General features: G+C 42.3%; 14 protein-coding genes. 6 read left to right on the top strand and 8 right to left on the bottom strand.

Annotated elements, in window-relative coordinates; genetic code table 11:
* Positions 1-55 precede the first annotated feature (55 nt).
* Positions 56-1,219: a tryptophan synthase subunit beta gene (gene trpB, locus ACWF5P_RS06680; RefSeq protein WP_434168848.1), complete on the top strand. Its 1,164-nt coding sequence runs from the start codon at positions 56-58 to the stop codon at positions 1,217-1,219.
* A 45-nt stretch (positions 1,220-1,264) separates the two neighbouring features.
* Here the strand turns inward: trpB and ACWF5P_RS06675 are convergent, their stop codons facing one another.
* The 6 genes from ACWF5P_RS06675 to ACWF5P_RS06650 form a co-directional block, all read right to left on the bottom strand.
* Complete coding sequence (locus ACWF5P_RS06675; protein WP_095391926.1) at positions 1,265-1,483, bottom strand: spore germination protein; 219 nt, start codon at positions 1,481-1,483, stop codon at positions 1,265-1,267.
* A 21-nt stretch (positions 1,484-1,504) separates the two neighbouring features.
* The gene (locus ACWF5P_RS06670; RefSeq protein WP_434168850.1) at positions 1,505-1,912 is read right to left on the bottom strand and encodes a spore germination protein GerPE; all 408 of its coding nucleotides are present in this window, start codon (positions 1,910-1,912) and stop codon (positions 1,505-1,507) included.
* A 5-nt stretch (positions 1,913-1,917) separates the two neighbouring features.
* Positions 1,918-2,097 carry a hypothetical protein gene (locus ACWF5P_RS06665; protein WP_034314611.1) on the bottom strand — a complete coding sequence of 60 codons (180 nt, stop codon included), beginning with the start codon at positions 2,095-2,097 and terminating at the stop codon, positions 1,918-1,920.
* A complete protein-coding gene (gene gerPC / locus ACWF5P_RS06660) occupies positions 2,087-2,698 on the bottom strand; it encodes a spore germination protein GerPC (protein WP_434168851.1) in 612 nt (203 codons plus the stop codon). The genes ACWF5P_RS06665 and gerPC overlap by 11 nt, the downstream gene beginning before the upstream one ends.
* A gap of 83 nt (positions 2,699-2,781) precedes the next feature.
* Complete coding sequence (locus tag ACWF5P_RS06655; protein ID WP_101224149.1) at positions 2,782-2,988, bottom strand: spore germination protein GerPB; 207 nt, start codon at positions 2,986-2,988, stop codon at positions 2,782-2,784.
* Between the two features lie 21 nt (positions 2,989-3,009).
* Positions 3,010-3,231 (bottom strand): spore germination protein, encoded by a 222-nt coding sequence (locus ACWF5P_RS06650; protein ID WP_241590647.1) that lies wholly within the window; start codon positions 3,229-3,231, stop codon positions 3,010-3,012.
* Positions 3,232-3,453: 222 nt separating this feature from the next.
* Here ACWF5P_RS06650 and ACWF5P_RS06645 point away from each other — a divergent pair, with 222 nt between their 5' ends.
* The 4 genes from ACWF5P_RS06645 to ACWF5P_RS06630 all read left to right on the top strand — a co-directional run bounded on the left by ACWF5P_RS06645 (position 3,454) and on the right by ACWF5P_RS06630 (position 8,324).
* Positions 3,454-5,046, top strand: a complete 1,593-nt coding sequence (locus ACWF5P_RS06645; RefSeq protein WP_452444731.1) for a long-chain-fatty-acid--CoA ligase — start codon at positions 3,454-3,456, stop codon at positions 5,044-5,046.
* A gap of 315 nt (positions 5,047-5,361) precedes the next feature.
* Positions 5,362-6,636 carry an MFS transporter gene (locus tag ACWF5P_RS06640; protein ID WP_101224438.1) on the top strand — a complete coding sequence of 425 codons (1,275 nt, stop codon included), beginning with the start codon at positions 5,362-5,364 and terminating at the stop codon, positions 6,634-6,636.
* Positions 6,637-6,667: 31 nt separating this feature from the next.
* Positions 6,668-7,849: a DUF418 domain-containing protein gene (locus ACWF5P_RS06635; RefSeq protein ID WP_434168853.1), complete on the top strand. Its 1,182-nt coding sequence runs from the start codon at positions 6,668-6,670 to the stop codon at positions 7,847-7,849.
* Between the two features lie 133 nt (positions 7,850-7,982).
* Positions 7,983-8,324, top strand: coding sequence for a YisL family protein (locus tag ACWF5P_RS06630; protein ID WP_101224146.1), 342 nt, complete (start codon positions 7,983-7,985; stop codon positions 8,322-8,324).
* Positions 8,325-8,381: 57 nt separating this feature from the next.
* On the opposite strand, the gene ACWF5P_RS06625 is transcribed toward ACWF5P_RS06630, so the two are convergent.
* Positions 8,382-8,948 carry a DUF2777 domain-containing protein gene (locus ACWF5P_RS06625; protein WP_020018810.1) on the bottom strand — a complete coding sequence of 189 codons (567 nt, stop codon included), beginning with the start codon at positions 8,946-8,948 and terminating at the stop codon, positions 8,382-8,384.
* 286 nt (positions 8,949-9,234) lie between these two features.
* Here ACWF5P_RS06625 and asnB point away from each other — a divergent pair, with 286 nt between their 5' ends.
* Positions 9,235-11,082: an asparagine synthase (glutamine-hydrolyzing) gene (gene asnB / locus ACWF5P_RS06620; protein ID WP_427573823.1), complete on the top strand. Its 1,848-nt coding sequence runs from the start codon at positions 9,235-9,237 to the stop codon at positions 11,080-11,082.
* 42 nt (positions 11,083-11,124) lie between these two features.
* On the opposite strand, the gene ACWF5P_RS06615 is transcribed toward asnB, so the two are convergent.
* Positions 11,125-12,876 (bottom strand): glycoside hydrolase family 13 protein, encoded by a 1,752-nt coding sequence (locus ACWF5P_RS06615; protein ID WP_452444730.1) that lies wholly within the window; start codon positions 12,874-12,876, stop codon positions 11,125-11,127.
* Positions 12,877-13,157 lie beyond the last annotated feature (281 nt).

Here is a 13,157-nt window from a genome sequence, read left to right as displayed (position 1 = left end):
ATGCTTACTATATACTAGTGGAGAAAAATACCTTTTTAAAGGAGTAGAGAAGAGTATGACGAGTGAGATTAAGAGCAAGGGATACTTTGGTGAGTTCGGCGGAAGCTTTGTACCGGGTGAACTTCAGGAAGTAATGGATATTTTAGAAACGGAATTCCTGAAATATAAGGATGACCCCGAATTCATTGAGGAGTTTAAATATTATCTGAAAGAATATGTAGGACGCGAAAACCCGTTAACACTTGCAAAGAATTTAACGAAAAAGGTTGGCGGGGCAAAAATATACTTGAAGCGTGAAGATCTGAACCATACAGGTGCTCACAAAATTAATAATGCGATCGGCCAAATCCTGCTCGCTAAACGGATGGGTTCTAAACGAGTCATCGCAGAAACTGGCGCTGGGCAGCATGGTGTGGCGACTGCGACTGCATGTGCGATGTTTGGCATGGAATGTGTGATTTATATGGGTAAGCTGGATACGGAGAGGCAGGCATTGAATGTCTTTCGGATGGAATTGTTGGGGGCAAAAGTCGTAGCGGTCGAAAAGGGACAGGGTCGATTGAAGGATGCCGTTGATGAGGCATTGAATGATTTGGTGCAAAACTATGAAAATACTTTTTACTTGCTTGGTTCAGCAGTGGGACCACACCCGTATCCAACGATCGTTAAACATTTTCAATCAATCATAAGTGTAGAATCAAAACGCCAAATCCTTGAAAAGGAAGGAAAACTGCCAACTGCCATCATTGCTTGTGCAGGAGGGGGAAGTAATGCGATCGGTGCTTTTGCTCATTATATTGATGAAGACAATGTCCGTTTAATTGGTGTAGAGCCAATTGAAGCCCCAAGTATTTCGCAAGGTGTCCCGGCAGTATTGCACGGATTCAAAAGTTTGACGTTAGTGGACGAACAAGGAGAGCCAAAACCGACATTCTCCATAGCTGCCGGTTTGGATTACCCGAGCGTGGGGCCCGAGCATAGTTTTTTGAAAGAAAGCGGACGAGCGGAGTATGTGACGGTAAAAGGGGAAGAAGCCCTTGAGGCTTTTCAGGTATTATCCAAAACAGAGGGAATCATTCCTGCTCTCGAAAGCTCACATGCTCTAGCTCACGCCATGAAGCTCGCAAAAGAGTTAACAAGAGATGATATACTGATCGTTAATTTATCAGGCAGGGGAGACAAAGATGTCGAGCAAGTATTCAACATGTTAGAAAAATAGGCCGAATTTAAAAGCCTCCCTGGAAATGGGAGGCTTTTTCTATAACTAATTATTCCCTGTAATGGGCTGGTCGACCCCATTGACATCAAGGACATTGCTACCGTTCAGGCCATTGGCCGTAAAAACGATTGCAGCCGTGTTCCCTGAGCCGGATCCGCTAACGGATTTGGAGGAAGACTTAGGGGAAATGACAGCGCAATCACCGAATAACAGGTTTCCTTGAGCGACATTAAATACTTGAACTGGGCCGATAATGGCGGGCATATGAACCCCTCCTTTAAAAGTTTAAGTGTTGTTGGTTGAATCCTCGATTGGCGTCTCTTCGGGTTTTTTAGGAACCTCCCGAATATGTTTCACTCTTGATTCCATACGTGCATGGCCTACGTTCCCCACACCAACGACAGATGAGGAAGATATCCCGATAATATTGATATTGCCGACCCGTATGAAGGGATTCGGATTTGAAAAACTTGTTATGACTGGTTCATTCAATCTTGGGATATAAAGTGGTTTCTTAAAAATGTCATAGTCTTCGAAATGAATATCGACGGAATGGAAAGTTTCACTTTTCTTTTGAATCGCTAAAGCCAGGGAATGTCCGTCAATATATGAAGTATCCCCGATTTGCAGGGCTGAGCTGAATGATACCGTGTCGGATACTATGGATTTTACTTTTGATATTCTTGAAAACATGTTATTTATCCTTCTGGAGAAAGAGGTACGAATGGCCCGATGATCAGGGATTCCGGCGGGGTATCGAATGCTGAGGATAGTTGGACCGTTTGTACATCCCCTATGAGAAATAAGGCAGAGCTTGCTACACCGGTAATTTTAATATCTCCTACACAAAGCTGGTGATTGGTTACATTAAACTCCATTTGGATTTCCTCCTGTCTCGGCTTGTGAATGGGTAATGAATTGTAATAATGCAGTTTGAATATCGGATTTCACCTTTTCCCTGATCTTTTCCTTGATATTATCCCTTTGCTGCGGAGCACGTTCGGCGTAAGAAAGATTATCGAAATACATATTGATCCGTTGATGAAGCTGGCGCTCGACGTCTTGTTTAATGAAGTCATGATAAGAGGGTTCCAATGATATTTTCAGCTGGGTTTCCGCATCGTTGATCATATTTTCCAAGTCTGAAAGTATATCGTTTTGAATCTCCTGGACGACGATTTCCCTGCCTGGAAATAGGTTAGGTGCTGGTTGGACGGGTTGGTTGTTGACGGCAAATTCATCAATGTTGTTAAGGTCAGTTGGATTTAAACCAATATTCAATGTTCCATCTAAAGATTCGACCTTTAGCTGATCGAATTTATATTCAATTTTATCCACATGGATTGGCGGTTTATTTTTCAGCTCGGCAATTTCATCTGTCAGGCGTTTGAGTTCGTGTTCAAGTTTCATGATCCGTTTATCCTGGGCTTCAAGGAAACGCTGCATTTGTATGGAATATGAATAGAGATCCTGATTCACGATTCAACACCCCACCTTCACAATAAGTTAATTTCATATAAGACAGTATATGAAAAAGTTGGAGGTAGGTGAATGCCTATGAACTAGGAGGGTGTAAATGGGACGAAACTGGTCGATGGGATTACATCTGCTTCAATTTCGGGAGCAGGCTCAGTGAATCCACCGGTATTGGCCAATGTGGAATATGGTTTGATCACCCCGGCACTTCCTATTTGAAAAACGGATGAATTGGCGATGCTTTCAATTTTTATCATATTGATTTGTATGGTCTGGTGAATATTGAAGATCATGCTGACTCCTTTCTTAAAACATTAGAGATTTAAGACCAGTGGCTGATCAACACCATCTGTATCATTTGTATTCGTGGTGCTATAGGCATTATAGAGGGATATGGATTCACCCGTATTAAACGAGCCAGCACCTGCAAACGTTTTTGAGGTGGAAAATGGACTAATTTTAAAGACGTCACCAATATGGACAATTCCACTGCTACCGACGTTGATGACTTGAACGACTCCTACGATGGCCGGCAAGAAAATCACCCTTTTTTTATTCTGGTTTTTCCCTGAATCTTAGGCATGAGCCTAGCGCTGAAGGGAGTTTCAATGTATTGTATGTTGACTGATGATTGATGTGATTCATCTGCCTATCAATATATTGTTATATAACACTGGCGGATATTATTGAAATGTTATAAACAGATATGGTAATATAATGCTAATTCAGAATTTTCAAATAAAACTAGAGGTGAGGAAATGAATGTACCATTAGTATTATCGCAGTTCTTAGATCGAGCAGCCTTACTATATGGCGATAAGAGAGCCATCATTGGGGATGACAGGGTATTAACCTACGCAGAATTGAACGGCCGTGTAAACAAGCTTTCAAATGGTTTAAGGAATCTTGGAGTCAAAAAGGGTGAAAAGGTGGCATATTTGGCACCTAACTCAATTGAAATGCTTGAAGGCTTTTATGGGGTGTTTCAGCTTGGGGCCGTAATCGTTCCCTTGAATATCCGCTTGAAACCTGCAGATTATGTATTCATTTTGAACCACAGCGAGTCAAAGGTCCTTTTCGTAGATCAGGAATTGTACCATCTTATTTCCCCTGTTAAGGATGAACTTGAATCGGTGGAGCACATAATCGTTCATTATAAAGGTGAAGAAATAAATGAAACCGATTACAACCATTGGCTGGAACGTTATGATGACAAGTGCTTTAACCGGGAAACCGTGGATGAAAATGATGTTTCGAGTCTCCTTTATACTAGCGGGACCACAGGGAATCCTAAAGGGGTGATGCTGACTCACCGCAACAACTATTTACATGCCCTGGGTGCGATGCATCATTTCAGGGTCAATGACCGCGATACATATTTGCATGTACTGCCGATGTTCCACGTAAATGGGTGGGGTGCCCCATTTTATTATACGGCAAATGGTGCCACTCAAGTTTGTTTGAGGAAAACCAGCCCCGAAACGATATTTGATGCATTACAAAAGCATAAGGTTTCCATCATGCATATGGCACCAACGGTTCTGAATTCATTGTTTCAGTATTATGAACGGAATGTTCCGAATCTCGAGCAGGATATTCGAATCGTTGTTGCGGGTTCCGCTCCGCCTCCTGCATTCGTTACAAGGGTGGAAAAAGAGTTAGGCTGGGAATTCATTCAAATTTACGGAATGACTGAATCGACACCTGTTAGTCTGATATCGCTGATTCGTTCTGAATTCGATGATCTTTCGGAAAAAGAAAAATACAGGATGAAGGCGAAAGCCGGATATCCCATCATAGGCAGTGAGGTAAAGGTTATCCATGAAAATGGTGAGGAAGTGGTCCATGATGGCGTGGATATCGGGGAACTCATTGTCCGCAGTCATGGAGTGATGTTAGGTTATTGGAAAAATGAAGAAGCGACAAGCCAGACATTGAGAAATGGATGGCTGCATACAGGGGATATGGCCACCATCGATGAAAATGGCAATGTGGATATCGTTGACCGCAAAAAGGATATCATCATCAGTGGCGGAGAAAATATTTCTTCCATAGAAGTGGAAGGGGTGCTCTACGAACATCCGGACATTCTTGAGGCGGCAGTCATTGCCGTTCCCCATGAAAAGTGGGGAGAGACGCCGCATGCCTTCATTGTGCCAAAAAGGGGCGTGGAATTAACGGAGGATGATATAAGGACCTTCACACGGGAAAAACTAGCTCACTTCAAATCAGTTACCAGTGTGTCGTTCGTCGATGAGCTTCCGAAAACGGCATCGGGAAAAATACAAAAAATCCATCTCCGTAATGATTACTGGGAATCTAAGGGTAAAACAGGCAGATTCGTCAATTGAAGCTCACTAACGCTGTTCAGAAATGATCAGCGTTTTTTTCTGTTCGCCCGTTCGATGGGTTTCATATTAAGCTATGAAGATATCGGACTTGATAAATGAAGATTGCGGGGCCGATATGTTTCCATTCGTAAATAAGCCGCAGTAACTCATGCCATTGTTGGATAATGATGTTCATTCAAGAGCATTGGAATTTGTTTCGATAAAAAGCTTCCTGTTTAACGAGAAAGTGTTACTATTATAAAATATTTCAAATTATTTTGATTTTCATTTTTTCATCATGTTTATTGTAGGAGTCTTGGATTGTGGGGGAGAGCATTGAAACGTATACATTATAGCTGGGTTATTTTAATCATAACATTCTTCTCGATTATTGTAGCCGGAATCGTTAGGTCATCATCGGGAGTATTCATCGTTCCATTTGAAAATGAGTTCGGGTGGGATCGGTCCGTCATTTCTTTAGCCTTCGCCATAAGTTTGTTTCTTTATGGATTATCGGGTCCATTCATGGCCGCTCTAATTGAAGTGCTTGGATTGAAGAAAATGATGGTATTGGCCATGTCCACTTTATTGGCAGGGATTCTACTCACTTTTTTCATGGAGCATGAATGGCAGCTCATTCTTATCTGGGGAATTATCATTGGATTGGGTTCTGGAGTGTTTTTAACGGTATTGAGCCCATATGTGGCAAATCGTTGGTTCGAAAAGAGGCGGGGACTGGCGGTCGGGATACTCACGGCAAGTACGGCCACAGGTCAGCTCATTTTACTTCCGGTTTTAGCCATCATCATTGAGAATTACTCGTGGAGATGGGCGATTGGATTAATTTTGGTCCTTAGCTTGATCATGCTGGCAATCATCCTTTTGTTCATGAAAAACAATCCGAAGGAAGTGGGCACTCTTCCATATGGATTAGAAGAGGAAAATCAGGAGGCTGTTACAGTCCAAAAGAAGAACCCCATCGCCATGGCCTTTCAGTCGTTGATTGAAGCAGTGAGAGTGAAGGAATTCTGGTTATTGGCAGGAAGCTTTTTTATATGCGGACTTTCGACGAGCGGGTTGATCGGCACACATTTCATTTCTTACTGCATTAGTTTTGGTTTACCGGTTGTGACGGCAGCATCAATGCTATCTTTCATGGGAATCTTTGATTTGATTGGTACGACTGTATCCGGGTGGTTATCAGATCGTTTTGATAACCGTTGGCTATTGTTTTGGTATTACGCTCTAAGGGGTGCTTCCCTCGTATTACTTCCTTTTGCGCTAAATGAAGGCTCAATTGGCCTATTGATCATCTTTTCCGTTTTTTATGGCTTGGATTGGATTGCCACCGTTCCTCCGACCATTAGCATTTCAAGGCAAGTCTTTGGCATGGAGAAAAGCGGGATCGTATACGGGTGGATATTCGCGGCCCATCAGGTCGGTGCAGCAGTGGCGGCGTATGGTGGAGGGCTTATCTTCAAAATATTCAACTCCTATACATGGGCATTCTTCCTTGCAGGAATCTTTTGCTTATTGGGCAGCTTGTTTGTCATACTGATAAAAAAGCAAAAAGCGGTCACAAAAGTTAAAGATGGTGCAATGGAGTTATAGAAAAACTGTATGGATGAAAGTGGGTGTACCTATGAAGGGCACGATGGTACCATTGCAGGAAAGTAAAAGGATCGAAAGCATCGATATTTTACGTGGATTAGCCATTTTAGGGATTTTTTTAGTGAATATGCCTTCTTTCCACTCGCCGCTCTTGTACATAGATGGTGCCGAGCGGTGGGCTGGAGGATGGGACAGGATTTTGTATGTATTCAGTGATATTGTCGCACAGGCCAGCTTTTATCCGTTATTTGCCTTTCTGTTCGGTTTCGGGGCGATCATACTGGCTGTAAGGAGTGAAGAAAAGGGTACTTCATTTCCTTTGCTATATATGAAAAGGCTAAGTTTCCTGCTGATACTTGGATGCATTCATGCTTTTTTCATCTGGCATGGGGACATCCTCATTAATTATGCTGTATTTGGGTTTGCCTTTTTGTTTTTTTATAAGATGAGGGGCAGGAATTTAATTCTGCTAGGCTCGGTTTGTTATGTCCTGCCTTTTGCCATATTGGGTTCACTATTTCTTATAATGAGCATTTTTGAAGGGGATTCGATGGCAATCACGACTGATTCGGAGATGATGAAACAGTCTTTGGAAGCTTATCAATCTGGTACATTTACGGAAATAATGAGTCAAAGGGCGCTGGATTGGTATATGGTGAACAACCCCTTTAATGCCATTATCCTTTTCTTATCGATTTTTCCGTTTTTTTTAATGGGAGCAGGCGTTGCAAAACAAGGCTTTCTCCAAAATCCAACCCAATATAAACGACAATTGAAAACGATATCGATTGTAAGTTTGCTATTGGGGATGTCAATTAAGTTTCTGCCATATGTGACGGTATACCATTTTGGTACGATATTCGTGCAGGATTATTTGGGAGGACCGTTACTTACGGTTTTTTATATCACGGCAATCGCGCTTTTGGCGGAGCGGGCAGGGGCTTCCCGCCTATTACAACCGTTTTCGTATATCGGAAGGATGTCGATGAGCAATTACTTGTTCCAATCGATGGTATGTACGGCCATTTTTTATTCATATGGGCTTGGTTTATATGGATCAGTCTCCTATACGACAGGATTTGTTTTCCTAATAGCCCTGTTTTGCCTGCAAATTCTGCTTTCCTTATTGTGGATGGGTCTGTTTTATTACGGACCGGTTGAATATATATGGCGTTTTTTTACATATGGTAAAAAGCCGGTTATGCGCAAGTAGGGACCAGTTAAGAAGAAATGTAAATGATGTTCATTAAATTGTTGGTTTTACCCATTCAGGTGGGTCCTTAGTTTTGTTTTTTTGTAAAAGCCTATGATATGATGAAATGGAAACTGAACGAGGGGGCAAAAAAATGACACATATGCATATTACAGCTTGGGTTATCGGAATCATTCTTTTCTTTGTCACATATTCGATGCTTAAAGGTGAAAACCCGAAAGCGAAAATGCTACATATGATAACACGGTTGTTCTATCTATTGATTTTCCTTACTGGCGGCATGCTGATCACTGATTTTGGTGCTTACGCAGTAAAAATGATTGTTGGAATCATCGTGATTGCGGCGATGGAAATGGTGCTGGTCCGTACGAAAAAAGGAAAAAGCACAAGTGCCATGTGGACATTGTTTATCGTAGCGCTTGTATTCGTCCTTTATTTAGGACTTTCGCTGCCACAAGGAATGGACTTTTTTTAATACAGAATTATAAACGGGTAAATGAGGAAATCTCATTTACCCGTTTTCTTTTACCCGTTATTGTGAATTCACTTTCTCAATGACGATCCTTTTTCCGGTGTTCAGGGTGAATTCAAAACGATCATGATCCTTTTTCCCGTAAGAAAAGTGGTGCTGAACGAGACAAATTTGGCTCTCGTTATCAAAGGTGAAGAAATTCACGCCGGACTGGTTTGGGACTGCCCTTAAAAAGGTGAGCTGGTTATAGCTATATATACAATCATAAATAGAAAAATCAAGTGAATTCAATGTCGTTACAAATTGGAAAAAAGAATCGTCGTTCAATTCTTCCAATAAACGTTCAAAAGAGTAGAGCAGTTTTTTGCGTATCCGAATGGGCTCATTTTCCCTTAAGAAGGTGATTTCCCGATGAAGTAGGATTTTCCCCTCTTCTTCAATTACTCCTTGCTGCCAGCGCCCACCCCTGTAAACTTCGATGATGCTGTCAACGTGGTCTTCAATGGAGCAGGCCTCATCTGTTTCATCATCGAAAAAAATCCATTGTTGATTGATATTTTCCACTGTTCCTTCGGTAAAAGCTCTTGTTTGCCTGTTCATTAACTTAGTTCGTTGTTGCTGACTCATACATATACCTCCAATAGTGGAATCCTCACCTACTTTTTAGTCAAAATCCAATGAAAATATAACTGTATATTTTAAAATATTATGGACAAATAACCATCTTTCCGTCTTTGCATAGGCTATGTTTAAACACGGGATGCTTTGCTCAACAATTCATTAACGACGCCGGGCGTTGTGGGCAGGGGGTTCCTACGGAATGATGCTGAGCGATACTTAGGGACTGTAAATCTTTTTAAGACAGGGAGCCAATATATTTTTGATAGTCCGGATAGAAAGGATGAAGTGTAAAATGTGTGGGATAACAGGCTGGGTGCATTTTCAAAAAGATTTACGGACAAAAACGAAAACGCTGGAAAACATGACAAAAACGTTGGCAAAGCGGGGGCCAGACGAAGAAAATGTTTGGAGCGAAGCCCATGTTGCCTTTGGTCATAAACGGTTAACGGTTGTCGATGCGGAAGGCGGAAAACAGCCGATGACGAAAAATCACGAAAACGGCAGATATACGCTTTGTTATAATGGTGAGCTATATAACACCGAGGATATTCGTAAACAGCTATTATTAAAAGGATATTCCTTTAACGGTCATTCTGATACAGAAGTTTTGCTAACTTCTTATATAGAATGGAAAGAAAAATGCATTGACTTGTTCAATGGGATTTTTGCGTTTGCGATTTGGGATGAAAAGGAACAGAAATTATTCGTTGGAAGAGATCGCATGGGGGTAAAACCATTCTTTTACGCGGAAAGGGACGGCGGGTTCATTTTCGGATCGGAGCTGAAGGCGATTCTGGCCCATCCGGATGTTAAAACGGAGATTGACCGCGAAGGGCTGTCTGAGGTTTTTGGTGTTGGTCCATCCCGAAAGCCAGGTTCAGGCATATTTCATAATATCCAGGAATTAAGGCCTGCCCATGCGCTTACCTTATCAAGGAAAGGCCTCCGGATTTGGAGATACTGGAATGTGAAAAGCGAAGAACACCGGGATACTCTTGATGAGACGGCCGAGAAGGTTCGCTTTCTTGTCGAAGATGCAGTGACGCGGCAACTCGTATCAGATGTTCCGCTGTGTACCTTCTTATCAGGAGGGCTTGACTCAAGCGCGATAACGGCCATTGCTGCAAACGCCTATCAAAAAGAAGGGAAAGGGCCGCTTCATACGTATTCCATTGATTATGAGGATAATGAGCGTTATTTTAAAGCAAATGATTTTCAGCCAAACTCTGATGGGTATTGGATTAAAAAGATGTCGGATAGTTTTAACACGGTACACCATTCATCGATCATCACTCAAGAGCAGTTGACAAATTATTTAACGGAAGCAGTCCTTGTAAGGGACCTCCCAGGCATGGCGGATGTCGATTCTTCCTTACTTTGGTTTTGTAAAGAAATCAAGCGAGATTTTGTCGTAGGCCTGTCCGGTGAATGTGCGGACGAAATTTTTGGCGGTTATCCTTGGTTTCATCGTGAGGATGATTTGAATCGTGCTGGTTTTCCATGGATGAGATCTACGGATGAGCGGGTATCTTTATTGAAAAAGGGATGGCGCGAGAAATTGAAGCTTGAGGAATATGCGCAGGAAGCTTATTTGACCACCCTTGCCGAAACGCCTAAATTGGAAGGAGAAAGCGGTGTAGCAGCAAAGCGAAGAGAGCTTTTCTATGTGAATTTATTATGGTTCATGACGACGCTCCTTGACAGGAAGGACCGGATGAGTATGGGGGCAAGTCTAGAGGTGCGCGTGCCATTTGCCGATCATCGCCTTGTTGAATATGCATGGAACATTCCTTGGGAAATGAAAATGGAAGGCAACCGTGAAAAGGGTATTCTAAGGAAGGCTTTGGAGGGGCTGCTACCGGATGAAGTATTGTATCGTAAAAAAAGTCCATATCCAAAAACCCATAACCCTATATATACAGACCGTGTGCAGGCGTGGTTGAAAGACTTACTGATGGATAAAAGTTCGGTGCTGCATGAGTTTTTCGATAAGCAGAAGCTAACCGATATAGTAGATTCCAGGGGTGCCGCTTTTAAAGTGCCGTGGTTCGGGCAATTGATGTCAGGTCCACAGCTGCTCGCACACTTGGCACAAACCCATGTATGGTTCAAAGAATATGATATCCAGATAATCGAATGAAAAAAACGGGGCGATTTTCATTGCCCCGTTTTTTTCAATGCCTCAATGATTGATTGCGAGAATTTTATATTGATAACCGCTCAATTCAAATTTGCCAACTTGTGTGGTTTCCTTTGTTCTTAAATCCGTTAGTGTACGTCCTTCCAAATCAAAAGGGAGGGTAAAGGATTGCTGGACATCCGTCGGATTGATGAGGACCACGACAGAACGTTTTTCATTATACTTTTGGTAGGCCACGATATTTTCGTTTCCGGCTGTATCAAGGAATTTGAACTTCCCGTCATTGGCAAGTAATCGTTCTTCTTTTCGCAAGTGGATCAATGCCTTAATTTCATTGAGCAGCTCGGTGTTTTGTTTTTCCTCTTCCCAGACCATGCATTTTCGGCACCCTGGATCCATGCCACCTGTTAAGCCGATTTCATCGCCATAGTATATACAAGGGCTGCCTTTGAATGTCAGCAGGATTGCGTGGATGAGCTTGGCTCGAGCTAGATCTTCCCCGCAATCCGTGTAAATCCGCGGTGTATCATGACTTCCAAGAAGATTGAATGTCACGTCAAAAACATTGGTCGGATAACTGTGATAGATGGCTGTCATTTCTTCTGTGAACTCGCGTGCTTTGATGGTTTGTGAGGCGACCAGGCGAAAAACTTGGTTGGTGAAAGGGTAATTCATGACGGCATCGAACTGATCGCCGCGAAGCCATGGCATTGAGTCATGCCAAATTTCCCCAAGAATATAAAGGTCAGGCTTTATTTTTTTCACCGTTGTTCGAAATTCACGCCAGAATGGCTGGTCGACTTCATTTGCCACATCGAGCCGCCAAGCGTCTATATCGAACTCCTTGATCCAATAAGCCGAGACTTCGAGCAGATATTCTTTCACCTCCGGATTTGCCGTATTCAATTTTGGCATCGATTCAAAAAAACCGAATGTTTCATAATTGGGCCTTTCCCCTCCCTTAAGAGGGAAGCTGTGTGGGTGGAACCAATCCTTATATTTCGATTTCTCTCCCTTTTCGAGTAAATCCTGAAAAGGGGGGAAATAGTAGCCGCTATGGTTAAAAACGGCATCGAGCATGACCCGGATATTCCGTTTGTGGCATTCGGCTATTAGCGTTTTCAATGTTTCCTTCGTTCCGAATTGCGGATCGATACTCCGATAATCAATCGTATCGTATTTATGATTGGAGTGGGCATGGAAAATCGGCGTGAAATAGATTCCGTTGATGCCGAGATTCTCTAGGTAATCCAAATGTTCAATGATTCCTTCAAAGTCCCCGCCAAAAAAATTATCCACCGCCGGATCTTCACTTCCCCAGGGTTTCACACCTTCCGGATCGTTATCGGGGTTTCCGTTCGCAAAACGTTCAGGGAAAATTTGGTACCAAATTGTATCCTTGACCCATTCCGGTGCCCCGAAAACTTCATTTTGATGTAGATAGGGAATCGCGAAATAGCATCCTGGATCTCGGGGGGCTTCTTTAAAGAAGCCCTTTTCCGTGTAAAATGCACTTTCTTCTTCTGAGGTTACCTTGAACCCATATCGTATTCTTCGGTAAGGAGGTTTCACATAAATATGCCAATAATCATAACGGTTATCGCTGCCTGACAAGCTCATGGGAAGTTCTTCATACTGCCATTGACCATTATCTGATATGTATGGATCACCAAAAATCAATCCAACTGAGGAGATATCTTGTTTTTTCGTACGTAGGCGGATATGTAGGGTTTCAGTGTTGATGGGATAGCCGTAATTGTCATTAGGTCTATGGTGTATGGATGAAAATTCCATTTAAAACCACTCCAATTCTATAAGTATTTGAGGATGTGAAAAAGAAAACTTTCCAGCTGTTTATGAGGGGGGGATCTCTATGAAGCTGCACTAGCCAGGTTAAGTGCTTTTTCAATATGGTTATATACCCTATTTCAATTGAAAGAAGCACTTATTAACTAAAAAATAACAAAAAGTGTTCATCACTACAAGGAAATAAATACACCAAGGAAAATGTTGTAAAAACCAAAGCCGTTCATATAATGATAACAATAGCTTTGGCATCGCTTTCATTAAGTGGC

The sequence above is a fragment of the Peribacillus sp. NPDC055009 genome (assembly GCF_053608705.1).
The sequence above is the reverse complement of the archived record's forward strand: the minus strand, read 5'-3'. Positions and strand labels throughout refer to the sequence as shown.